At 43.0% G+C, this 22,759-nt stretch carries 23 protein-coding genes; 9 read left to right on the top strand and 14 right to left on the bottom strand.

What is annotated here, in order from left to right; translation table 11 throughout:
- Nucleotides 1-141 precede the first annotated feature (141 nt).
- The gene (locus tag VL20_RS18990; protein WP_199328722.1) at nt 142-351 is read right to left on the bottom strand and encodes a hypothetical protein; all 210 of its coding nucleotides are present in this window, start codon (nt 349-351) and stop codon (nt 142-144) included.
- Between the two features lie 101 nt (nt 352-452).
- Between VL20_RS18990 and VL20_RS31300 the strand changes: the two genes are divergently transcribed.
- From VL20_RS31300 to VL20_RS19000, 3 genes are all read left to right on the top strand, one after another.
- Nucleotides 453-632, top strand: coding sequence for a hypothetical protein (locus VL20_RS31300; RefSeq protein ID WP_158499371.1), 180 nt, complete (start codon nt 453-455; stop codon nt 630-632).
- A 291-nt stretch (nt 633-923) separates the two neighbouring features.
- A complete protein-coding gene (locus VL20_RS18995) occupies nt 924-1,793 on the top strand; it encodes a bile acid:sodium symporter family protein (protein WP_052277449.1) in 870 nt (289 codons plus the stop codon).
- A 43-nt stretch (nt 1,794-1,836) separates the two neighbouring features.
- On the top strand, nt 1,837-2,433 hold the full coding sequence (locus VL20_RS19000; RefSeq protein WP_052277450.1) for a hypothetical protein: 597 nt from the start codon (nt 1,837-1,839) through the stop codon (nt 2,431-2,433).
- 23 nt (nt 2,434-2,456) lie between these two features.
- Here VL20_RS19000 and recA read toward each other — a convergent pair whose 3' ends face one another.
- From recA to VL20_RS31850, 3 genes are all read right to left on the bottom strand, one after another.
- Nucleotides 2,457-3,524 carry a recombinase RecA gene (gene recA, locus VL20_RS19005; RefSeq protein WP_052277451.1) on the bottom strand — a complete coding sequence of 356 codons (1,068 nt, stop codon included), beginning with the start codon at nt 3,522-3,524 and terminating at the stop codon, nt 2,457-2,459.
- Nucleotides 3,525-3,651: 127 nt separating this feature from the next.
- Entirely contained in the window at nt 3,652-4,605 is a 954-nt protein-coding gene (locus VL20_RS19010; protein WP_052277452.1) for an aldo/keto reductase, read from the bottom strand.
- A 554-nt stretch (nt 4,606-5,159) separates the two neighbouring features.
- Nucleotides 5,160-5,333 carry a hypothetical protein gene (locus VL20_RS31850; protein ID WP_167341556.1) on the bottom strand — a complete coding sequence of 58 codons (174 nt, stop codon included), beginning with the start codon at nt 5,331-5,333 and terminating at the stop codon, nt 5,160-5,162.
- A gap of 163 nt (nt 5,334-5,496) precedes the next feature.
- On the opposite strand from VL20_RS31850, the gene VL20_RS19015 reads away from it, so the two are divergent.
- Nucleotides 5,497-6,909, top strand: a complete 1,413-nt coding sequence (locus VL20_RS19015) for a pentapeptide repeat-containing protein (RefSeq protein ID WP_052277453.1) — start codon at nt 5,497-5,499, stop codon at nt 6,907-6,909.
- Nucleotides 6,910-7,367: 458 nt separating this feature from the next.
- On the opposite strand, the gene VL20_RS31855 is transcribed toward VL20_RS19015, so the two are convergent.
- Nucleotides 7,368-7,541, bottom strand: a complete 174-nt coding sequence (locus VL20_RS31855; protein WP_167341557.1) for a hypothetical protein — start codon at nt 7,539-7,541, stop codon at nt 7,368-7,370.
- A 163-nt stretch (nt 7,542-7,704) separates the two neighbouring features.
- Here VL20_RS31855 and VL20_RS19020 point away from each other — a divergent pair, with 163 nt between their 5' ends.
- Nucleotides 7,705-9,003: a pentapeptide repeat-containing protein gene (locus VL20_RS19020; protein ID WP_052277454.1), complete on the top strand. Its 1,299-nt coding sequence runs from the start codon at nt 7,705-7,707 to the stop codon at nt 9,001-9,003.
- 777 nt (nt 9,004-9,780) lie between these two features.
- On the opposite strand, the gene VL20_RS19025 is transcribed toward VL20_RS19020, so the two are convergent.
- Together VL20_RS19025 and VL20_RS19030 are read right to left on the bottom strand one after the other, a co-directional pair.
- Nucleotides 9,781-10,116: a XisI protein gene (locus tag VL20_RS19025; RefSeq protein WP_002798710.1), complete on the bottom strand. Its 336-nt coding sequence runs from the start codon at nt 10,114-10,116 to the stop codon at nt 9,781-9,783.
- Nucleotides 10,104-10,520 carry a XisH family protein gene (locus VL20_RS19030; protein WP_002751648.1) on the bottom strand — a complete coding sequence of 139 codons (417 nt, stop codon included), beginning with the start codon at nt 10,518-10,520 and terminating at the stop codon, nt 10,104-10,106. The genes VL20_RS19025 and VL20_RS19030 overlap by 13 nt, the downstream gene beginning before the upstream one ends.
- Before the next feature lie 378 nt (nt 10,521-10,898).
- Here VL20_RS19030 and VL20_RS19035 point away from each other — a divergent pair, with 378 nt between their 5' ends.
- Nucleotides 10,899-11,624, top strand: a complete 726-nt coding sequence (locus VL20_RS19035; RefSeq protein WP_002748299.1) for a 2-phosphosulfolactate phosphatase family protein — start codon at nt 10,899-10,901, stop codon at nt 11,622-11,624.
- An 83-nt stretch (nt 11,625-11,707) separates the two neighbouring features.
- On the top strand, nt 11,708-12,955 hold the full coding sequence (locus VL20_RS19040; protein WP_052277455.1) for a bifunctional folylpolyglutamate synthase/dihydrofolate synthase: 1,248 nt from the start codon (nt 11,708-11,710) through the stop codon (nt 12,953-12,955).
- On the opposite strand, the gene VL20_RS19045 is transcribed toward VL20_RS19040, so the two are convergent.
- From VL20_RS19045 to VL20_RS19070, 7 genes are all read right to left on the bottom strand, one after another.
- Nucleotides 12,929-14,518 (bottom strand): DUF3352 domain-containing protein, encoded by a 1,590-nt coding sequence (locus tag VL20_RS19045; protein WP_052277456.1) that lies wholly within the window; start codon nt 14,516-14,518, stop codon nt 12,929-12,931. The genes VL20_RS19040 and VL20_RS19045 overlap by 27 nt on opposite strands.
- Nucleotides 14,519-14,693: 175 nt before the next feature.
- Nucleotides 14,694-15,842 (bottom strand): quinone-dependent dihydroorotate dehydrogenase, encoded by a 1,149-nt coding sequence (locus VL20_RS19050; protein WP_052277457.1) that lies wholly within the window; start codon nt 15,840-15,842, stop codon nt 14,694-14,696.
- A gap of 214 nt (nt 15,843-16,056) precedes the next feature.
- Entirely contained in the window at nt 16,057-16,932 is an 876-nt protein-coding gene (locus VL20_RS19055) for a J domain-containing protein (RefSeq protein ID WP_052277458.1), read from the bottom strand.
- Nucleotides 16,933-17,126: 194 nt separating this feature from the next.
- Nucleotides 17,127-19,289 (bottom strand): molecular chaperone DnaK, encoded by a 2,163-nt coding sequence (gene dnaK / locus VL20_RS19060; protein ID WP_052277459.1) that lies wholly within the window; start codon nt 19,287-19,289, stop codon nt 17,127-17,129.
- 325 nt (nt 19,290-19,614) lie between these two features.
- A complete protein-coding gene (locus VL20_RS19065) occupies nt 19,615-20,526 on the bottom strand; it encodes an RluA family pseudouridine synthase (RefSeq protein ID WP_052277460.1) in 912 nt (303 codons plus the stop codon).
- Nucleotides 20,495-20,761 carry a hypothetical protein gene (locus VL20_RS29490; RefSeq protein WP_128575260.1) on the bottom strand — a complete coding sequence of 89 codons (267 nt, stop codon included), beginning with the start codon at nt 20,759-20,761 and terminating at the stop codon, nt 20,495-20,497. Before VL20_RS29490 ends, VL20_RS19065 begins: the two co-directional genes overlap by 32 nt.
- A 6-nt stretch (nt 20,762-20,767) precedes the next feature.
- Nucleotides 20,768-20,998: a hypothetical protein gene (locus VL20_RS19070; RefSeq protein WP_128575261.1), complete on the bottom strand. Its 231-nt coding sequence runs from the start codon at nt 20,996-20,998 to the stop codon at nt 20,768-20,770.
- Nucleotides 20,999-21,485: 487 nt separating this feature from the next.
- On the opposite strand from VL20_RS19070, the gene VL20_RS19075 reads away from it, so the two are divergent.
- Nucleotides 21,486-21,983 (top strand): hypothetical protein, encoded by a 498-nt coding sequence (locus tag VL20_RS19075; RefSeq protein WP_052277461.1) that lies wholly within the window; start codon nt 21,486-21,488, stop codon nt 21,981-21,983.
- A gap of 55 nt (nt 21,984-22,038) precedes the next feature.
- A complete protein-coding gene (gene nblR / locus VL20_RS19080) occupies nt 22,039-22,728 on the top strand; it encodes a response regulator transcription factor NblR (RefSeq protein ID WP_052277462.1) in 690 nt (229 codons plus the stop codon).
- The last annotated feature ends 31 nt before the right edge of the window (nt 22,729-22,759 follow it).

Below are 22,759 nucleotides of genomic sequence, written 5' to 3' on the forward strand. Positions count from 1 at the left end.
CTGGAGAATTTAACCTTTTTTGTGGACTTAAGTAGCTGGTTATAATTAAATTGAAGATAGATTTTAGGTTCGATCCCCCCTGCCCCCCTTGATAAGGGGGGTGCCGATAGGCGGGGGGATCTGACAGTTTTTAACACCTAACTACTTAATTAAGTTTAATAAATTGTGATTTTTAAAGAGACTAATATCAAGAAAATTAGCTAGTTTATCAATTACTTTCCCCCAGAAAAATCCTCGAACTTGATCGCACAAAGAAGCAAAGAGTAAACCGGTAATCGTGCTGAGGGAATCGGTCAACAAGCTCAGAAAAATTAATCCGCTTACACTTGCGACTACCTTTAAAACAAACAACGGTTGAGTCTTCTCTGACGAACAATACACATTATTACATTCTCCCGCACTCGAACCAAGAATAAAGGTACAATAGAACTGTAGATATCTGGAGGGTTGCTATGTTTACACACAACTTAGATGACAGAAAACTGCCCCTCGATCGAGAAGGGAAAACTCTGCAAAAACTCACCTATCGTTCACCAAAAATCTACCACCTCGATCGCCCCAGCAATTTGTCAACGGTAGGGAATTCAAGGATTGTGGGATTTAGAAGGAAAATTTGCCCTCGTTATTCTTGATGGAAATCCTGCGGCAACATTTCCTAGGCATTGCTGATGTCAAAAGTGGCAGTCGCATCGGCAGTTCCCTAGCTGTGATCCCATGGTTGCCACCAAGCAACTGAAATAGGACGGGGATATCATCCCAGAGCGGGAAGGGAAACTGGACTAAAATCGCCAAGGTTTGGATTTCTCCTACAATTTAACCTCCCCTGCACACCGGGGGTTTTTTAGTCAGCAAACCCTAACTAGGGACAAGAATAAATTAGTCAATTTATGGGAAAATAAGCTCGTCTTCTCCGCTTTTATCCCATGCAAGCCGACTTTTTTACTAATATCCTCTTACCCGTTGGCCTAGGCGTTTTAATGTTAGGCATGGGATTGGGATTAATTCTCGCCGATTTTCAGCGTATCACCCGTTATCCCAAGGCAGTCCTGATCGGTTTAGTCAATCAAATTATTATTCTACCGATCATCGGTTTTATTATTGCTTCTCTTTTGCCTCTCCGGCCAGAAATTGCCGTCGGTTTAATGATTGTCGCCATTTGCCCCGGCGGTCCCTCCTCCAATGTTTTAACCTATTTAGCTAAGGGAGATGTAGCCCTTTCTGTTACTTTAACTGCTTTTAGCAGCATCATCACCATTTTCACAATACCTTTTTTAGCTAGTTTCACTCTCCAGCATTTTATGGGGGAAAGTGCCGCCATCTCCCTACCCATTGGTTCCACTATGGCGCAGATATTTTTGATTATAGTTTTACCCCTGGTTATGGGTATGACTATCCGCCATTACTTCCCTTTACTGGCCAAAAGTCTGGAACCGATAACTAATCGTTTGGCCGTGATTTTTCTAGCGGTTATTATCTTCTTATTAATCCTGAGAGAATGGCAACGTTTACCTTTATTTATCGCTCAAACTGGCCTCGCAGTGATCATTTTAAATACGATTGCTTCCCTAATTGGTTTTTTCAGTGGTCGTTTATTTCAATTAACTATTCCCCAAAGAATTTGTATCGCCATTGAAGTGGGTATTCAAAGCGGCACTTTAGCTATTGCTATCACTGCCGGTTTATTAAAGAATCCCGATCTAACCATTCCAGCAATTGTCTATAGTTTATGGATGTATGTCAGCGCTTTTATCGCTGTTTATTATGGTCGCAAAAAAGCAGCTTTGGCAAAATAGCTAAATCGGGTGATAGGATATAGCTAAAAACTGATAACTGATTATGTTAATTGGTAAATATTTAACCCTAGAAGAATTCTGTACCTGTTCCCAAACCTATCAAAAGTACGCAGCACAAATCGACCCCTATCCAAAAAATCCTGCAACGATAACCGCTTGGCAAAATCTCGCTCACTTTATTATCGATCCAATTATTGATAATTTTGGTCGAGAAAAATTCCAATTAACCTACGGATTTTGTTCCAATGATCTGAGAAAATTTCTCCAAAAAAAAGACCCAATCACCGGCTTAAAAAACGGTAGAATCGATCCCAGTCGTGATCAACATTGCGCCCACGAAATTAATCAAAAAGGTCAATATTATTGTCAGCGATTGGGGGCAGCCTGTGATTTTCGGATTATCGATTTAACGAGCGATCGCCTGATAGATTGGATTTTAACCCAAAAATTACCCTTTGATTCTCTCTATTTTTACGGAATTAATCGCCCAATTCATATCAGCTACGGACCCCAACATAAACGAGATCTATGGACTTTTACTACTAAAGGAACACCGACTAAAAAAGGGTTACAATCATGGTTAGAAGCCGCTAAATCTATCGATTCTGAAACAAAAAAATCCCCCGAAACTGGGGGATAACCAAGACCTCAAACCCTCTTCTTTTAGATTTCTGGTTCCAGATCGTCCTCCTCGTCCTCATCGGCCGGTTCCGTGGGGAAAGGAACCGAACCCATGTCTAATTTATCCCGCAATAACTTCTCAATTTCCGCCGCTACTTCTGGCTTTTCTTCGAGATATTTAACGGCATTATCGCGACCCTGGGCAATATTTTCGCCATTATAGCTATACCATGCCCCTTTACGAGTAACTACGTTAGTTTGTTCGGCGATATCGAGCATACAACCCACCTGGGAAATGCCTTTACCGAAGATAATATCAAATTCAGCAATCCGGAAAGGAGGCGCGACTTTATTTTTAGCCACCTTAACTTTAGCCCGAATTCCGTATTCCCCTTCCGTGCCTTTTTTCAAAGTTTGAATGCGACGGATATCTAAACGCACCGAGGCATAAAATTTTAAGGCCGTTCCTCCGGTGGTCACTTCAGGATTACCGTAGGTGACACCGATTTTTTGCCGCAGTTGGTTGAGGAAAATCACCACACAACCGGATTTACCAATATTACCGGCAATTTTTCGCAGGGCTTTACTCATCAAACGGGCCTGCAAACCCACCTGATTATCCCCCATTTCCCCCTCAATTTCCGCCCGCGGCACTAAAGCGGCCACCGAGTCGATGACGACGATATCCACGGCCGAAGAACGCACTAACTGGTCAACTATTTCTAAGGCTGCCTCCCCCGTGTCCGGTTGTGCCACCAGTAAATTATTGATATCTACCCCTAAAACATCCGAATAGGTGGGATCTAAAGCGTGTTCCGCATCGACAAAGGCCGCCACTCCCCCAGCTTTCTGCACTTCTGCGATCGCATGGAGGGCTAAGGTGGTTTTTCCAGAACTTTCCGGCCCGTAAATTTCGACGATGCGGCCTTTCGGTAAACCGCCACCCAACGCCATATCTAGGGTTAAAGCACCACTAGGCACGGTTTCTACCCGCATCCGGGTGGCGTCTCCCAAACGCATAATCGAACCTTTGCCAAAGTTGCGCTCGATTTGAGTTAAGACTAAGCCTAAGGCTTTATCTCGATCGGAATTATTTGTCATTGTCGCCATTAATTTTCTCCCCAGTTTTCTTAAGTAGTACAGCAGTATGCAAAGATTGTAGCCTGTTTTAATCTTGATCACCAAAAAGTTAGAGACTTTTTCCAGAATGGTGATCAAAAATCAAAAGTTTTGATTTTTACAGCCAAGGCCGGCTCATCTGTTCTAATTGCGTCACCTCTCGCGCTTCTAAACTCCATCCTAACGCCCCGGCATTTTCCCTCGCTTGGGCCGCAGTTTTGGCCCCCGGAATGGGAATTACATCCCCTTGGGCGATTAACCAATTGAGGGCGACTTGTGCGGGGGTTTTTTGGTATTTTTCGCCCAATTCTTGCAGTACCCTTAAAATTGGGGCTATTTTCTCCAAACCTTCTTTTTTGAACCGCGAGTCAACTTTTCTGGCTCCATCGGGCAAATTCTGGCTTTCTGGGCTATATTTACCCGTCAGTAGTCCTTGAGCGAGGGGGCTGTAGGCGAGGATGGTGACACCTAATTCCTTGGCCGTGGCTAAAATTCCCTTAGTTTCTATTTTGCGATACAAAAGCGAATACTGCACCTGATTGACCGCTAAGGGAACCTCTTTTTTCGCCAAAATCTGGCTTGCTTGACGCATTTGCTCGGCGGAATAATTACTTACACCCACGGAACCAATCCGGCCGCGTTTTACTTCTTCCCCTAGGGCATTCATTAGGGTTTCTTGGCTAATTAGGAAGGTGAAGGGCCAATGTACTTGGTAAAGGGTAATTTTATCGGTTTTTAGACGGTTTAAGCTCTCGCTAATGGCATTATGAACCGCATTCGCCCCAAATCGCCACGGTACGGGGGCAAATTTGCTGGCAATATCGATGGGAATATCAGTCTCTTGCGTAAATTTTCCTAAGAGTCGTTCCGATTCCCCCAGTCCATAGACTTCGGCAGTGTCAAAAAAGGTGATTCCTGCCTCTACTGCCGCTTGAAAGGCCTCCTCTACCTGACTAGCTCCGTATTCCTTGCCATAGTTCCAGAATAGTTTATCTCCCCATGCCCAAGTCCCGATTCCCAAGGCACTGACGGCAATTCCTGTTTGTCCGAGATTAGCGGTTTGTCTAGTCATATTCCCTACAAAGAATGACAGCGTTTCTCATTTAAAGTTGAAGTGTAACCTATATTTGGTCTGACTCCCCACTAAACCCCTTTTTTGATTCCTGGAAATTCCCACCCATAAGTAATGGGAAAGGACTTGACTTTGCCGGCGACTTGCGCTATGCTTTTTTTATAATGGAAATCTGTCCAAAAATTTTTTAGACGCAGAGATTTCCATTATGAATAAAATCTTTTAAAAATATTATCGCAAAATCTGCCGACAAAAGCAAGCAAAATTTTGCCGATAATTGTTAAGTTTTGTTAAGTAGTCGTGCAAAATTAATTTCCTAGTCGAGACGGGAGACGGGAGACGGGAGACGGGAGAGAGCTATTAGGGATCGGATTTGAGTTTTCAGTTCACTGTTTCCTCACACCAGAAGTCTGACGGAGTAGTGGCTTAGATGTGTAATTAATTTTGCTTAGGTACTTAACAAAAAAATACAGAAAGGTAAAAAAATCGAAATCTCTTGCTGATCTTGCTTGTCGCCTAAGCTATGATTAGGTTAGGCGAATTTTGCGCTTTGACTAATTGTTAGTGCTAACTTCCGTGGTTTCAACAATTGCCGTCGGTTGGCAGGGAGTAGGTGGAAATTTCTCTGGAAAAGAGAAGCCTAAAAATGATGCGATCGCAAATATGGTGCTGATAATTTTGGCAAGACTAACAACGTCTTCTCTGTACTTTAACCAATATTTATACATAATCATCAATCCTTTTACTTAGGAGGTGAACTATCTTTAGATTAAAAAAATTCTGATTATTTGTCGTTACTCAAAAGTCATGAAAATGGTACTTTTTTTAGGTACTCTCAAGTAACCTGACAAGGTACTGAAAAGTAATCTTAAGTCCTGCAACCATTAAAAAATGATGATAAATGAACTAAAAATGACTGAAATTAAAACCCTTTCATGGACTGAATTAGAAATGCTGGTTAATGATCTGAAAAAAGAGCATACAAACAAGGGATTAACGGACGTGGAGACAAAAATATTAAAAGGTATTTTTGATGATAAAACATATCGTGATCTAGCGGAAGAAATTAGGCAAGAAGAACAGTCAATCAAGAATGCGGCTTATAAGTTATGGAAAATCTTGTCAGAGCAAATGGGTGAAAAGATTGACAGTAACAATCTGATTACTGCTTTGGCAAGGTATAGAGATAATTCTCAGACATTTGATCATAATAATAAACCTCAAACTCAGCAATCAAATAAAGTTCTTGAATTAGTTATTGAGGTAGGGATAGACGACCTGACACCAGAGAAAATTGATAAGATTAACAACCTTATTCAAAAAATCGCCAGAGACAACACGATCAAGCCTATTATGAAACTTAAAGGCAGTATTCGGCTATTTTTAGAAGGTTCAGAAGATGGACTCCAGCGCCTAGCAGATTTACATCAATCGGGGGAATTGCAAGCCCTTCTCAATGAACTTAAATCAGACGATATACCCGAAATTGTCGTCACAAAAGCAGAGTTCACTACAGATGCAAAAGTTATTGAAAAAGCCGAATTAATTAAGGCAATTCGAGAGGGAACAATCGATGAGACAACTCTACGATTTGTTGATTTAAGTGGGGCTATCCTGATTGAGGCTGACCTGAGTTGGGCTAACCTGAGTGAGGCTGACCTGAGTGGGGCTAACCTGAGTGAGGCTATTCTGAGTGAGGCTGACCTGAGTGAGGCTATCCTGTGGACGGCTAAGCTGAGTTGGGCTCACCTGTGGGGGGCTGACCTGAGTGGGGCTAATCTGAGTGAGGCTGACCTGAGTGAGGCTGACCTAAGTGAGGCTGACCTGAGTGAGGCTATTCTGAGAGGGGCTAACCTGAGTGAGGCTGATCTGAGTTGGGCTAACCTGAGAGGGGCTAACCTGATTCAGGCTAACCTGAGAGGGGCTAACCTGAGTAACGCTATCCTGTGGACGGCTAAGCTGAGTTGGGCTTACCTGTGGGGGGCTAACCTGAGTGGGGCTAACCTCAGTGAGGCTGACCTGAGTGGGGCTAATCTGAGTGAGGCTGACCTGAGTGGGGCTAACCTGAGAGGAGCTAACCTGAGTGGGGCTGACCTGTGGAGGGCTAACCTGATTGAGGCTGACCTGAGAGGGGCTTTCCTGAGTGAGGCTAACCTGAGTGAGGCTAACCTGAGTGGGGCGAAAGTTGAAAACGCTATCTTTATCGATGCAACGGGGATCACCCCCGAACAAAAACAGGATTTGATTCGACGAGGGGCAATTTTTGGGGATAATTCTAACGATCGCAGTAAAGTATTAGTTTAAAACAGCCTTTGATCTCCACCTTCAGCAGAGATTTAGGTAGGGTTGGCTGAATAAATGTGAAATATAGACGAGATAAGGGGTTTGGCAGCCTGTTTGACCAAGCAGCTTCATAGTGGCTCAAAAACCTTGTATCTTAACCGGCGATCGCCCTTACTTTTTCAGCCAACCCATAATTAATGGGAAAGGACTTGACTTTGCCGGCGACTTGCGCTATGCTTTTCTTATAATGGGAATCTGTGCAAAATTTTTCCAGACGCAAGGATTTCTATTATGAATAAAATCTTTTAAAAATATTATCCCAAAATCTCCCGATAAAAGCAAGCAAAATTTTGCCGATAATTGTTAAGTTTTGTTAACAAAAAAATACAGAGATCAGCAAGGTAAAAAAATCGAAGTCTCTTGCTGATCTTGATTGTCGCTTAACCTTATGATTAGGTTAGGCGAATTTGGCGCTTTGACTAATTGTTAGTGCTAACTTCCGTGGTTTCAACAATTGCCGTCGGTTGGCAGGGAGTAGGTTGAAATTTCTCTGGAAAAGAGAAGCCTAAAAATGATGCGATCGCAAACATGGTGCTGATAATTTTGGCAAGACTAACAAGGTCTTCTCTGTACTTTAACCAATATTTATACATAATCATCAATCCTTTTACTTAGGAGGTGAACTATCTCTAGAGTAAAAAAAATCTGATTATTTGTCGTTACTCAAAAGTCCTAAAAATGGTACTTTTTTTAGGTACTCTCAAGTAACCTGACAAGGTACTGAAAAGTAATCTTAAGTCCTGCAACCCTTAAACAATGATGATGAATGAACTAAAAATGACTGAAACTAAAACCATTTCATGGACTGAATTAGAAATGCTGGTTAATTATCTGAAAAAAAAGCATACAAAAAAGCGATTAACGGACGTGGAGACAAAAATATTAAAAGGTATTTTTGAGAATAAAACATATCGTGATCTAGCAAAAGAAATTGAAATTAGGACAGAAGAACAGTCAATCAAGAATGCGGCTTCTAGTTTATTTAAAATATTGTCAGATCAAACAGGTGAAAAGATTGGAAAGACTAATCTGATTACTGCTTTGACAAGGTATAGAGATAATTCTCAGATATTTGATCATAACAATAAACCGCAACCTCAGCAATCAAATAAAGTTCTTGAATTAGTTATGGAGGTAGGGATAGACGACCTGACACCAGAGAAAATTGATAAAATTATCAGCTTTCTTCAAGAAACTGCCAGAGACAACACGATCAAGCCTATTATGAAACTTAAAGGCAGTATTCGGCTATTTTTAGAAGGTTCAGAAGAGGGCTTAAAGCACCTAGCAGATTTACATCAATCGGGGGAATTGCAAGCCCTTCTCAATGAACTTAAATCAGACGATATACCCGAAATTATCGTCAAAAAAGCAGAGTTCACTACAGATGCAAAAGTTATTGAAAAAGCCGAATTAATTAAGGCAATTCGAGAGGGAACAATCGATAAGAAAACTCTATATAAAGTTGATTTGAGTGGGGCTATTCTGAGTGGGGCTATTCTAAGTGGGGCTGACCTGAGTGGGGCTAACCTGAGAAGGGCTAACCTGAGTTGGGCTTTCCTGAGTTGGGCTGACCTGATTGAGGCTGACCTGAGTTGGGCTTTCTTGAGAAGGGCTGACCTGATTGATGCTGACCTGAGTGGGGCTAAACTGAGCGGGGCTAACCTGAATAAGGCTAACCTGAGTAAGGCTAACCTGAGTTGGGCTAAACTGAGTAAGGCTAAACTGAGCGGGGCTAACCTGAGAAGGGCTAACCTGAGTAAGGCTAACCTGAGTTGGGCTTTCATGAGTGGGGCTAACCTGATTGGTGCTATCCTGAGTAAGGCTAACCTGAGAGGGGCTATTCTGTGGGGGGCTAACCTGAGTGGGGCTAACCTGAGTGGGGCTAACCTGAGTGGGGCTAGACTGAGTAAGGCTGACCTGAGTGGGGCGAAAGTTGAAAACGCTATCTTTATCGATGCAACGGGGATCACCCCCGAACAAAAACAGGATTTGATTCGACGAGGGGCAATTTTTGGGGATAATTCTAACGATCGCAGTAAAGCATTAGTTTAAAACAGCCTTTGATCTCCACCTTCAGCAGAGATTTAGGTAGGGTTGGCTGAATAAATGTGAAATATAGACGAGATAAGGGGTTTGGCGGCCTGTTTGACCAAGCAGCTTCATAGTGGCTCAAAAACCTTGTATCTTAACCGGCGATCGCACTTACTTTTTCAGCCAACCCATAATTAATGGGAAAGGACTTGACTTTGCCGGCGACTTGCGCTATGCTTTTTTTATAATGGGAATCTGTGCAAAATTTTTTTAGACGCACAGATTCCCATTATGAATAAAATCTTTTAAAAATATTATCCCAAAATCTCCCGACAAAAGCAAGCAAAATTTTGCCGATAATTGTTAAGTTTTGTTAACAAAAAAATACAGAAAGGTAAAAAAATCGAAATCTCTTGCTGATCTTGTTTGTCGCTTAACCTATGATTAGGTTAGGCGAATTTGGCGCTTTGACTAATTGTTAGTGCTAACTTCTGTGGTTTCAACAATTGCCGTCGGACAGACATTGCTGGGATTTTTGTCAATTGTTTTCGATAATCTTTCTAAAATTTTCTCCTGTTGAGCCTATTTTAAGTAGCTGGTTATAATTAAATTTAAAATGGATTTTAGGTTCGATCCCCCTGCCCCCCTTGATAAGGGGGGTGCCGATAGGCGGGGGGATCCCCCTTGATAAGGGGGGTGCCGATAGGCGGGGGCTCCCCCTTGATAAGGGGGGTGTCTGATAATTTTTAACGCCTACCTACTTATGACAATAATGTTGTCAACTTTCTCGGATTAAGATTAACCCACCGCAAACCCTGTATATTCTCTGACTAGGGGTTCATGAAAGGCTAAAACAATATCTTCTTTAGGAACACCTAAATTAACTAATTCATTGGCAATTCCCACCTCAGTGCCATCATGTTGTATCCAGATTTTACCCTTTTTAATATCGAGATGCAAAACACAACCATGATATCTTCGTCTATTTTTCCAGCCAACATACATCAATTGATAGTGATCGCCAACAGTATCAAAAATCAATTGTTGTTCAATCGGATCTTTAGATGAACCGATCTGAGAATATTCAGTAATGACTTGCTTGACATAGTGACGATATTGTGCTAATTTTTCCATTCGACAATTACCTCCCCAATCGGATCATAAATAATCAGGTAAATTTGAAATCGTTTAACGACAGTTTGAATAAATCGCAATTCAAAAAAACTATAATAAATATCTAAGGGAACAGCTAAATATAACTGTCTTTTAGGTTCTTTTTCTTCTAAAGCAACCCGATAATTAAAGAATTGTCCAATGGCAGTATGAAATTCTGAAATACTGGATTTACCGATAAAACTTTTAATTTCAACGGCTATCTTTTCATTGTCTTTTTCTGCGGCTATCAGTTGCTCTGCTCCTAAATCGACATACATTTCTACATCACCCACTTCAATCCTTAAAGGGTCATCCGTAATGATCCAACCCTCTTTTTCTAATCCTTTTCTCACTGCACCATGAAAACGATCTTTAGCAGACATGAATCTTGAAGTTAGCAGGCATAATAATTATTAATTATAACATTTCGTTATGATGATCGATCTGGGGTGAGAACATCCCAAACCCTATTGACAATTGACCAATTTTGTGATCCGCGTGGGCATTTCAACTGATAAGCTAAGACGTATTTAAACCGCTTATTCTGAGATTAGCCCCTCAACCCCCCACCCCCCCTGCCCCCCCGACATCGGGGGGGTATTGCCTCTTGCTTGATCTCCACCAGCAATTTGAATGACGAACAGCTTAACTAGCTGACATCCATCGTGATAAAATCGGCCTTGTCTTTCTTCTGCCCGCGCGAAGCCGAGCGGCGGTATGTTGAGCTTATTTCCCCTTTTACTTTTTACTTGGTATAACTCGTGCAGGTTTTCATTTATCATACTCCCGAACTTACCCCCGTCCATACTCTACCCGATTGCGCCGTCGTTATCGATGTTTTAAGAGCGACAACCACGATCGCCACTGCCCTCAATGCCGGTGCAGAAGCAGTGCAAACCTTCAGCGATCTGAAAACCCTGATGCAGGTGAGTGATACCTGGCAACCAGAAAAACGTCTCCGAGCAGGAGAAAGAGGTGGCGCGAAAGTAGAAGGCTGCGATCTGGGCAATTCTCCCCTCGATTGTACCCCTGATTTAATGAAAGGTCGTCGTCTGTTTATCAGTACCACTAACGGCACTCGCGCTCTGCAAAGAGTGGAAGAATCCCCAATCGTGATCACTGCGGCTATGATCAATCGGCAAGCTGCCGTTAATTACTTATTGGATAGGCAGCCCGACACCGTCTGGATTGTTGGCTCTGGTTGGGAAGGTGGTTATTCTCTGGAAGATACGGCCTGTGCTGGAGCGATCGCCAATGCGCTACAAGAACAATCGGGGCAAATGGCGATCGGTAATGATGAGGTGATCGCCTCGATCGCTCTTTATCGTCAATGGCAAAATGATCTTTTAGGAATGTTCCACAGTTGTAGTCACGGTCAGCGCCTCTTGCGTCTCCACTGTCAAGAAGATTTAAAATACTGCGCTAATATTGACTCTCTTGATGTTTTACCGATCCAAAAAGAACCGAGCATTTTAGTCAAACTTTAGACATTGCCACCCACAGAAAGGGTTATCCGTGCCGGTAGGAGCATCAATCCTACCCGGATTCCTTTATTTATAGTTTGCCAACCATGACTATCGATTCTTTACTGCAATCTTTTCAGCGTTTTGGGGTTAATCTCGGTTTAGAAAGAATAAAAAATCTGCTGGAGATTTTAGGCAATCCCCAAGATCAAATTCCGATTATTCATGTCACGGGAACTAATGGCAAAGGTTCGGTTTGTGCCTATCTATCCTCTATTCTCAGCACTGCCGGTTACAAAGTCGGACGTTATATTTCTCCCCATTTAATTGATTGGACGGAAAGAATCTCTATTAATGGCGAAAATATTGAAACCGCGACTTTAGAAAACCTGCTTAAAGATATAGAATCGCTTATCGATCCCCAGCAGGAAAGTCCTACTCAATTTGAGGTAATTACTGCCGCTGCTTGGCTGTATTTTGCCAGAGAAAAGGTGGATATTGCCGTGATGGAAGTGGGTTTAGGAGGAAGATTAGATGCGACTAATGTTTGCGCTCAACCTTTAGTTACTGTCATCACTTCTATTAGTCGGGAACATTGGCAAAATTTAGGGCCGACGGTTGCCGATATTGCTGGCGAAAAAGCGGGGATATTAAAAGCGAATTGTCCCGCAGTTATCGGACAATTACCGGAATCAGCGCAGGGGGTAGTTAGGGAGAGAATCAAGCTGTTAAATTGTCCGACGGTATGGGTAGAAGCTGCCGAAAAAATTGCCGATAATCGGGCCAAATATCAAGGGTTAGAATATCCTTTATCCTTAGCGGGAGATTTTCAATTAACTAATTCCGCTATAGCGATCGCTGTTGTTAATATTTTGCGTCAGCAAGGTTGGCAAATTAGCGATGAAGTCGTGCAGGAAGGAATGGCAAAAACTCGCTGGTTAGGACGTTTACAAACCGTTAATTGGTGTCAGCGAGAAGTTTTAATAGATGGCGCTCATAATCCTGCTGCTGCTATTGGTTTAAGGCAGTATGTAGATAGTTTAAAAGCTCCAAAAATTATCTGGGTGATGGGAATTTTATCGACTAAAGATCATCGAGAAATATTCCAAGCTTTGTTAAGAAAAGGCGATAGTTTATATTTAGTTCCCGTCCCCGATCATAGCAGTGCCAATCCTGAAACCTTAGCGGAATTAGCGACCTCAATTTGTCCAGAATTATCTCACCTAGAGACTTGTTCCGATGTATTTCTAGGACTAAAAAAAGCCATCCAAGAATCTGCCGATAGTCAGATAATTCTCTGTGGATCGCTTTATTTAGTCGGTTACTTTTTAGGGAGTTTGCTTCAGGGAAAATAAAACATCAATTTTACTGGTGGTTTTATCAGGCATAGTGGCAGTAATTCCGATCCCGCGTACCGATTCTAAAAAGGCCTTTGCTTCCGGGGTTAATTCCCCGGCAGGAAGATTATTAATTCCCCCTGCTTTAGCGATAATTTGCTCCACATCGATGAAAAAATAACCGAGATTATTTTTAGGCAAATTTGCGATCGATGCTTGGAAATTCTCACTTTTGCTAATCGGTTGATTCGGTTGCGGTTGATAGGGAATTCCGACGGTCATTTTTAGGGTATCATTATTAGGCCAAGCATAGGTTAAAATAGCTTGTTCTTCCGCTTTCCATTCAGTCACATCTTGGCCAGAAATTTGACTGTTTTTTATGGTGATAAAGGGAACAGTTTTCACCAATTCATTTAACTTATCGAGGGTAGTTTTTGCCGCTTTATGATCGCCGGTTTGCCAGATCATCATTCCCCCAAAACCTAACCCTCCCACCGCTTGCTGGTTGGGGATAATTCCAAAGGCAAATTCTCGATCCATCCAGTTAAAAACTTCTTTATCCGCGTCAAGGGTTGCCATCTGAAAATTCTCACGGATCTGACGCAGAAAAACTTGTAATTCTGGGTTAGTTTGGGACTGTTTTTCTGCTTCTTCCCATCCCTGTTTAAGATTATTACCGCTCCAGAGTGCGATGGTATCTCCGGGTAAATAATTTAAAACTTGATTTCTGCTAGGGGAAGGTAGGTTAGAAATAGTTTCAGGAGCAAGTTTAGCCACCATTTGTAACTGTAATCCCGTATCGGTGACACCCACTCCTGCGACAATATCCTGAATTTTTGCTAATTCTTGCCGACTTTGGGGAGATAAATTAGCATCTGCTCCCAAGATTTTGGCATAATCATCGATATAAATTGTTGCTAGGGTATTGGGTAGGTTGAGGGATTGGGAAAGCAGTTTTCTCACTTCCGGTTTACTGCTAAAAGATGGCTGTCCTTGATAGGTATCGATCGCCGCTTCTAACACCTTTTTATCGTAGGATATCAACAAAAAATCGCCAGTAACGGCAGTATAAATGGTGGTATTATCCTGCCAATCTATAGCAGTAATTGTAATACCTTTGTAGTCACTGGTGCTAGTTTTGCGATTAACTTTTTGTCCTAGTTGTTTCTGGAATTCTGACGCTTTAATTTTATCTTTGATGCCGATAACCGTTAATAATTCCGATTGTCCGGGGGTAGCTGCGGGAAGGAAAGCAAAGCTAATACTACCGATCCAAGGTTCAACATCCCTTCGATAATCAATCTTATCGGTGAAGATATTTTTTTGTAACTCTTCTAGTCCTTGACTAACCGCAGTTCGCGATTCTGGTGTACCATATTTAGCTAAGACTGACCAAGCTTTTGCATCCGTGGAGACAAAACTACTAGCAAAGGCAGTTTCTGGGATAACTTTTGCCGATTGCAAGGGGGTGAATCTTTGCCAAGGTAGTTGTCCTCGTAGATAAAGATAGACACCTCCTGCGGTTACTGCTGTTAGTCCTAAGACGACTAAACAACCGGGTAAAAATGATTTTTTTGACATACAATTGTGGTTTGGTTAAAAAGTTCCATACTTGGCGATCGATTTGTCTCTGGTTGTAGTCTCTAGATTAGTCCTATTGTAGTTATCCTAATTATCTTATCTTATCCCCCAAGGGAACGGGTAATATTTTAGCTAATTTTTCCGAAATTATTGCTAATTACCAGAGAAAATTGGCTCATTCTTGGTTAGCTTGCCAACCCACCGCTTGATTAATATTAGTCAACCCATTAGCCTCTAATTTTTCTGTTAATCCTTGTAAAATATTTAATACTAGCCAGGGTCCTCGATATAACCAACCGGTATAAATCTGTAATAAACTCGCACCGGCGGTAATTTTTTCCCAAGCATCATCGAGGGAAAAAATGCCTCCCACTCCAATTATTGGTAAATTGCCTTGGGTTTGCTGATAGATAAAACGGATCACTTCCGTGGAACGTTCCCGCAAAGGTTGCCCACTAATTCCCCCTGCTTCTTCAGTGATTGGTTTACCAGTTTCGGGCAGAATTGTGGTTTTTAATCCCGTGCGTTTAGTGGTGGTATTAGTAGCGACAATTCCAGCTAACTGATAGGAGAAAGCTAACTCAATAATTGTTCTTATATCTTCCCATTCTAAATCAGGAGAAATTTTCACTAATAGGGGTTTTCTGCCTTGATTTTCTGTTTGTAAAATGTCGAGAATTTTATCGAGTTGTTCCCCACTTTGCAGGGAACGCAAACCGGGAGTATTGGGAGAACTAACATTAACGACAAAATAATCGGCATGGGGGAATAAATAGCGAAAACTGCCTAAATAGTCCTCTGGAGCCTTTTCTAGGGGCGTATTTTTCGATTTACAGAGGTTAATACCGATGGGAATCTGTCGGGGTTGTCGTTGCCAAGATTGTTGGAGAGTTGCCGCTAGAACCGGCGCACCGAGGTTATTTGCCCCCATACGGTTTAATCCGGCCAAATCTTCCGGTAAACGAAATAATCTCGGTTTTGGGTTGCCCGGTTGCCCTTCTAGGGTGACAGCACCCACCTCGGCAAAACCAAAGCCGAAATTATGCCAAAGTCCTGCCCCTAAACCGTCTTTATCGAATCCTGCCGCCAATCCGACGGGATTGGGGAAATTTAACCCCCAGAGGCTTTGAGATAGGCGAGAATCGCTAAAACTAAGGGATTCTGATAATTGTGAGATTAACCATTGTCCCCAAAATCCCTGTCGCGAGCGATCGATTTTTTGCAGAGTATTTAATAATTGTTTTTGTGTTCCCTCTAAATTGCCCCGAATAGCCTTAAAAGCTAGAGGATAAAAAGGTTTAATTGTATCAATTATATTTATCATAAAAAGACAGGAATTAAGGGTATTTTTCAGTTATCAGTTATCAGTTATCAGTGGGGAGACTACTTCGTGTGCGACGTTCGGCGATGCTCAGTCGAGCCATTGCGGGGGAGCAGGGAGAAAAAGCTGTCTTCTGAATACTAACTACTGAATACTGAATACTGATAACTGACTTCTGATCAATAAAAAATAGACCGTAACCCACCTAGCATAATCTTTATAAACCTTGACGAGGGTTAAAAGTTTCGATCGCTCGTATTTTTTGATAAAGTTCCAATTCTTCTGGGCTAGGATTGGGAGGATTAACTAAGATAATTTCCACTAATTGATCGCCCCTTTCTCCTTGGGAAGTGGGATAACCTTTATTAGCTAAACGTAATCTTTGACCGCTTTTAACTCCTTTGGGAATCATCATTTTAACTAACCCGTCAATGGTGGGAATTTCCACAAAACCGCCCACAATTGCCTCGCTGGGAGTAATCGGTACTTGACAGACAATATCAGAACCTTGAATCCTAAAAAAAGGATGCCTAGCGATAGTTATTTTTAAATATAAATCACCCCCTTCAATACCCTGACCTTTGAGACGAATTTTCTGCCCATCGATCATGGCTGCCGGCATATCAACCTCGATCGATCGGCCATCTTCCAGACGAATTCTTTGTCTGCCACCTTGATAGGCTTTCTCTAAAGGTAAAGTCAATTTTGCCTCCACATCTCGACGAGTTAAACGGGGAGAGGAGGCAATTTTAGCGCGCTTAGTATTAAGGTTATTAAAATCTCTAAACTTCCATAAATCCTGTTCTGTACGGGGGATTTTTCCATTACCGTTACTATTCGCTTTTTCCCCTGGACGTATCCCGCGGCGCTTAATACCCGTCAAGGAACGATTATACTCAACCCGTTTTTCTTCATCGGAGAGAACATCGTAAGCTTCATTAATATCTTTAAACTTTTCTTCGGCCGATTTATCCCCCGGATTAACATCGGGATGATATTGGCGCGCCAGTCGTCGAAAAGCCTTTTTGATCTCGTCACTGGTAGCCGTGCGAGATACTCCTAAAACATCATAATAATTAACTAATTGTGGCATATATTCAGTTATCAGTTATCAGTTATCAGTTATCAGTTATCAGTTATCGGTTATCAGTGATCAGATTTGAGTTCTAAGTGAGCAGTATGTATTAAGCGAGCAGTATTAAATAGTAGTTTCCCACTGTCTTTTTACTGATTACTGTTTACTGATTACTGTTTACTGTTTACTGATCACTGTTTACTGATCACTGATTAAAACCAATCATCATCGTCATCATCCCAGTTATTTTGGGGGGGAATATTGCGGGAACGATTGCCGCTGCTGCGGTTACTTTTACTATTGTTATAACTTTTTTCCTCCGAAAGGGGGGGACTTTGCCAATCGCTATCGCGGCCATTGTAGTAATTGTCCTGATTGCGGGGGCGATAACTATCTTGATTAGCCGAATAATTGGGTCGATAATCACTTTGATAACCCGGTGTAGTGGGACGATAATCCTGACGATAACGATCGCGACGCGGTTCATAGGGAAGCTCATCTTCCTTATCCCCGGTAAAAGTCTTGCGAATAGCGCTAAAAAAGCCCTCGTCTTCCTCGTCGTATTGTAGCCGTACCTCGCGATTTAATTCATAGATAACATCCTGTAGGTCTGCCTGGGCGCGATCAATGCGACGGTCATCATTTTTCTCCAAAGCGTCGATAATTTCCGTACTCAAAGACTCAATTTGACGACGATAGGAACGGGTAAACTCATTACCAAAATCGAGAGTAACATCTTTTAAGCGTCGTTGGGCTTGATCCACCAGAGAGCGGGCGCGATTGCGTTTATCGACCTTTTCGCGACGGGTACGATCTGCTTCGGCAAATCGGGCAGCATCGCCGATCATGCGGTTAATTTCCCCTTCGCTGAGGGTAGAAGCGCCTTGAATGGTGACACTTTGCTCCCGTCCGGTCATTTTATCCCTAGCGGTGACTTGTAGAATACCGTTAGCATCGATATCGAGGGACACCTGCACTTGGGGAATACCCCGGGGTGCGGGGGGGATACCGGTTAATTTAAAACGTCCCAAGGATTTATTATCGCTGGCCATTTCCCTTTCCCCCTGCAAAACGTGGATTTCCACCACAGTTTGATTATTTTCGGAAGTGGAAAAAAGGTCAGCTCTGCGGACGGGAATAGTGGTATTGCGGGGGATTAACTTTTTCATCACACCGCCGATGGTTTCTAAACCCAAGGATAAAGGGGTCACATCGAGGAGCAGCACGTCTTTGACCTCGCCGCCCAAAATTCCCGCTTGAATAGCCGCCCCGACCGCTACAACCTCATCAGGGTTAACATTTTGATTGGGTTCCCTATCGATAAAACTCCGCACTAAATCCTTCACCACCGGCATCCGCGTGCCGCCGCCCACCAGTACCACTTCGTCTAGTTGGACGGGGGACAAACCGGCATCAGAAAGGGCGCGTTTGAGAGGACGACGGAGACGACTGATTAAATCGCCGCATAATTCCTCAAATTGGGCCCGACTCAGGCGAGTTTCGATGTGTTTGGGTCCGTCTTCCGTGGCGATAATAAAGGGTAGATTAATATCGGTGACGCTGACCCCAGACAGTTCAATTTTGGCTTTTTCTGCCGCTTCTGTGAGTCTTTGTAGGGCTTGCCGGTCTTGGCGCAGCTCCACGCCTTCCTGTTCCAAAAATTGATTGGCTAACCAATCGACGATTCTTTTATCGAAATCATTACCCCCTAATTGGGTGTCGCCACTGGTGGCTTTCACCTCGAAAACGCCGTCCCCCACTTCTAGGATAGAAACATCAAAAGTACCGCCTCCCAGGTCAAAAACGAGGATTTTCTTGCTTTCCTGTTCATCGAGACCGTAGGCTAGGGCAGCGGCGGTGGGTTCGTTGAGAATCCGCAGCACTTCTAACCCCGCAATTCGGCCGGCATCCCGGGTGGCTTGACGTTGGGAGTCATTAAAATAGGCGGGGACAGTGATTACGGCCCCGGTCACTTCTTCCCCTAGATAACGGCTGGCTTCTTCGGCTAATCGGCGTAAAATTAGGGCGGAAATTTCTTCGGGGGCAAATTCTTTTTGCAGACGGGGACATTTAATTTTGATATTGCCCATCTCATCCCGGCGGATGGTGTAGGGGACGCGCTTCGATTCGGGGTTTAATTCCGAGTAGCGACGACCTATGTAGCGTTTGACTCCATAGTAGGTGTTTTGGGGATTGAGTACCCCTTGTCGCCGGGCCATTTGACCGACTACTAACTCCCCATCTTTATTAAAACCGACCACAGAAGGGGTGGTTCTCATGCCCTCCGAGTTGGCGATGACCACTGGCTTTCCGCCTTCCATCACGGCGACGACGGAGTTAGTTGTCCCTAGATCAATGCCTACTACTCTACCCATGCTTGTTTTTGTCTCCCCCTAGATTTCGATAACTTCGGGACTTTTACCTTCGATCGATAGTTTAAATCGCTTAATGCTTGTTGACAATATTGTATCGAATTGTCTTAGTTTCTCGCTCTCGCTTCGGGGCAATTGAGGGTGGGATTACCGAAGTGGTCTTTTAGTGACTCTGGCGATCAAGCTTGGGGGGGTTGTAAATAGGGTCTGCTGAAAAAGTTTTTCCTGGGGGCAGGGTGTCGGGTGTCGGGTGTCGGGTGTCGGGTGTCGGGTGTCGGGTGTCGGGTGTGGGGTGTGAGGTGTCGGGTGTCGGGTGTGGGGAGTTTTCTCAGTGAACTGATAACTGATAACTGATAACTAATTCCGGCGGCGCTGGACAACAAATAGAGATTCTTTCCCCTGTACTGGGGTGATTGAAAAGGATTTGATTGGCATGGAGATAATAACCACAATCTCCCGGGACTGCATCCGGTCGCGGTAATCCCCCCAGACCATACAAGGGATCACCGATTAAGGGATAGCCAAAAAAGGCCAGATGAATGCGAATTTGATGGGGTCTGCCCGTAAAAATTTCTACTTCTAATAGGGTACTATCGGAATGTTTTTTTAAGACTCGACCATCACTGCGGGCCGATAACCCATCTGCGAGCGCACCGTAAACGTAGCCTAAAATGGGATGGGCGATTTTCCCGATCGCTTGATTAATAGTAAAATTATCTGGTATGTCGCCCTGAACCACTAAAGCTCGATATATTTTAGTAATTTTCCCCTCTCGCATCTGTTGACTCAATTTAGCTCTAGCGGGCTTTGATTTCGCCATTAAGACTATGCCGGAAGTGCCGCGACCAAGACGATGAATCGGATAGGGAGTGACCTCCGCATAATGCTGATGTACCAAATGGATAAGAGTATGTTCGAGAAATCCACCCCCCGCTAACACGGGTAATCCCGAAGGTTTCGCCACCACTAACACCTCGGCATCCTCGTAGAGTACCTCAAAAAAGAGCGGCACATCCGGTTCTGTCCAGGGCGGGCGCTGATAGCTCAATTGCTGCCCGATTTCTAAGACTGTATCGGGACTAGCGGGACGACCGTTGACGAGAATTGCTGCTGATAAAATGCGATCGAGCCATTCTTCTGGACTAGAATGGGGATATTTGCCCGCATAGTAGGCTAATAAGCTTAATCCTGCCTGATTTTTGCTAATTTTATCTCGATAAATCCAACCTTGATTGGCCATTGGGGAAGTGGGGTGTAGGGTGTGGGGTGTTGGGTGTGGGGTGTGGGGTGTGGGGAGAAGCTTTTTTCAGTGTTGCCAAAGGCACGGCGTAGCCGTCCAGTAAACAGTAAACAGTAATCAGTGAACTGATAACTGATAACTGATAACTGATAACTGATAACTGATAACTGATAACTGATAACTGATAACTGATAACTGATAACTGATAACTGATAACTGATAAGTACCTAGGCAAAATTATTTACACATGACGATCATTGCCCCGTAAGGGTTTTAGCTCGATCGGGCAGGTAATTAATTTTGCATGACTACTTAACTGATAACTGATAACTGATAACTGATAACTGATAACTGATAACTGATAACTGATAACTGATAACTGATAACTGATAACTGATAACTGATAACTGATAACTGATAACTGATCACTGATAACTGATAACTGATAACTGATCACTGACTCCTGACTCAATGTTCGACAAAGATAAGCAAAAATTATTCATTGACTCCAAAAACTTGAGAATATTTAAATTAACATTTCGCAATATTTACAAATTCTTAAGAATTAATTGAGAAAGATTTTTATTTAACAACGATGTTACAGTGGTAACAGCGATTTTACTGAATTTCATAATGGGTTATCTTGTGCTTTTTTGGACAGCAAAGGTTGAAACCCTTGCCACACCTAGAAGGTGATCCCAATTAAGACGGTTAAATCAGTCAATTTCACCCACAACGATGATCTTTTTTTTGTGTAGTTTTATTGCAAAGAAAAAGTTTTTTTGACAAAAAGCAGAAAGTATGTAGGAGTAGTTATGGCAGAGTGGGGAAGTGGGGTGTGGGGTGTGGGGTGTGGGGGGACGGAGTAGGGGAGCAGGGAGAAAAAACTGATGACTGATGACTGATAACTGATAACTGATTACTGATTACTGACCCCTCATAGATTTTTACTTAACTTTATGTCTTTGGTAATTTGTACGGGTTTTCATGATTCTAGATTGACCGAGGATTTTTTAGGACATCTGGGGAGCAAATCGGTCAAATTAAGTCCCTATATTATTATTTCGCCTTTTTCTTGCTTAAATGAAGCTTTATCACTGGGAGAAGCTCTAACCTTGATTGGGTTTAGTGCGGGGGTGGTAAATGCGATCGCTTTAGCTCATTATTGGCAAGCTCAAGGGGCGACAATTCGAGCTTTAATAGCTCTAGACGGGTGGGGAGTGCCATTAATCGGTAATTTTCCCATTTATCGCCTGAGTCACGATTATTTTACCCATTGGAGTTCCTGTTTACTGGGTAGCGGTGGAGAAAATTTTTATGCGGATCCGCCTGTGGATCATCTTAGCCTTTGGTCGTCCCCCGATCGAGTGACCGGTTGGTCTATCAATGGTAATTTTGTCCAACGCACCACAGCGTTAACTTTTTTATCTCAAATCGGTCGGGCGAGAATCAATTAACTATAATTAGGTAGTCCCCTCCCTATCTTTCCTATTTCTTTACCGCTGCTGATTTATGAGTACATCCGTTCCGAGTTCTTCAATTCTCTTGGTGGGAATTGAGGAGAATATCGCTAAACTAGCTAGTGCGGACTTGAAAGAAGCAGGTTATCGTCCCCTGATCGTGCCTAGCATTGATATCGCTTTCCCAGAAGTGAAAAGTTGGCAGCCAGCGATGATTATACTCGATCGCTTCCTCGCAGCGGAGGCCGGTGTGAATTTTTGTAGTCGTTTACGTTCCCAGGGAAGTCGCGTTTATATTATTTTGTTAGTATCTCAAGAAACCCTAGAAGAACGTCTCGCCTGTTTGGAAGCGGGAGCCGACGATTATTTTCTCAAACCCTATAATTCGCAATCTTTTCTCAAATTAATCCGTTTTTACCTGCAACCTCTGGAAATTATCCCCGAACAATTGCGTTTCGGTGACTTAGTATTAGATTTAGCCAGTCGTAGTCTCTCCTATAAAAACAAAAATATTGAGTTGACGATGAAGGAATTTGAACTGCTGCGCTACCTCATGACTCACCCCAAAGAAGTATTATCGAGGGATCAAATTCTCGAAAATGTCTGGGGAGACGAATTTCAAGGAGAATCAAACGTTATTGAGGTATATATTCGCTATTTACGCCTGAAGATGGAAGCTGGTGGTCAAAAACGCCTCATTCATACCGTGCGCGGTGTCGGCTACGTTTTAGGGGAATCTTAACAGTAATCAGTGATCAGTGATCAGTAATCAG

Origin of the sequence: Microcystis panniformis FACHB-1757 (genome assembly GCF_001264245.1) — a bacterium.
In the GTDB taxonomy this organism is placed as follows: Bacteria; Cyanobacteriota; Cyanobacteriia; order Cyanobacteriales; family Microcystaceae; genus Microcystis; species Microcystis panniformis.

Coding starts and splice junctions, on each gene's coding strand:
- dnaK (WP_052277459.1), bottom strand. CDS start 19,289: ATGGGTAGAGTAGTAGGCATTGATCTAGGGACAACTAACTCCGTCGTC.
- VL20_RS19045 (WP_052277456.1), bottom strand. CDS start 14,518: ATGTCAAAAAAATCATTTTTACCCGGTTGTTTAGTCGTCTTAGGACTA.
- VL20_RS19040 (WP_052277455.1), top strand. CDS start 11,708: ATGACTATCGATTCTTTACTGCAATCTTTTCAGCGTTTTGGGGTTAAT.
- VL20_RS19015 (WP_052277453.1), top strand. CDS start 5,497: ATGATGATAAATGAACTAAAAATGACTGAAATTAAAACCCTTTCATGG.
- VL20_RS19000 (WP_052277450.1), top strand. CDS start 1,837: ATGTTAATTGGTAAATATTTAACCCTAGAAGAATTCTGTACCTGTTCC.
- VL20_RS19020 (WP_052277454.1), top strand. CDS start 7,705: ATGATGATGAATGAACTAAAAATGACTGAAACTAAAACCATTTCATGG.
- nblR (WP_052277462.1), top strand. CDS start 22,039: ATGAGTACATCCGTTCCGAGTTCTTCAATTCTCTTGGTGGGAATTGAG.
- VL20_RS19075 (WP_052277461.1), top strand. CDS start 21,486: ATGTCTTTGGTAATTTGTACGGGTTTTCATGATTCTAGATTGACCGAG.
- VL20_RS19050 (WP_052277457.1), bottom strand. CDS start 15,842: ATGATAAATATAATTGATACAATTAAACCTTTTTATCCTCTAGCTTTT.
- VL20_RS19010 (WP_052277452.1), bottom strand. CDS start 4,605: ATGACTAGACAAACCGCTAATCTCGGACAAACAGGAATTGCCGTCAGT.
- VL20_RS31300 (WP_158499371.1), top strand. CDS start 453: ATGTTTACACACAACTTAGATGACAGAAAACTGCCCCTCGATCGAGAA.
- VL20_RS19030 (WP_002751648.1), bottom strand. CDS start 10,520: ATGTCTGCTAAAGATCGTTTTCATGGTGCAGTGAGAAAAGGATTAGAA.
- VL20_RS18995 (WP_052277449.1), top strand. CDS start 924: ATGCAAGCCGACTTTTTTACTAATATCCTCTTACCCGTTGGCCTAGGC.
- VL20_RS31850 (WP_167341556.1), bottom strand. CDS start 5,333: ATGTATAAATATTGGTTAAAGTACAGAGAAGACGTTGTTAGTCTTGCC.
- VL20_RS31855 (WP_167341557.1), bottom strand. CDS start 7,541: ATGTATAAATATTGGTTAAAGTACAGAGAAGACCTTGTTAGTCTTGCC.
- recA (WP_052277451.1), bottom strand. CDS start 3,524: ATGGCGACAATGACAAATAATTCCGATCGAGATAAAGCCTTAGGCTTA.
- VL20_RS19025 (WP_002798710.1), bottom strand. CDS start 10,116: ATGGAAAAATTAGCACAATATCGTCACTATGTCAAGCAAGTCATTACT.
- VL20_RS19065 (WP_052277460.1), bottom strand. CDS start 20,526: ATGGCCAATCAAGGTTGGATTTATCGAGATAAAATTAGCAAAAATCAG.
- VL20_RS19055 (WP_052277458.1), bottom strand. CDS start 16,932: ATGCCACAATTAGTTAATTATTATGATGTTTTAGGAGTATCTCGCACG.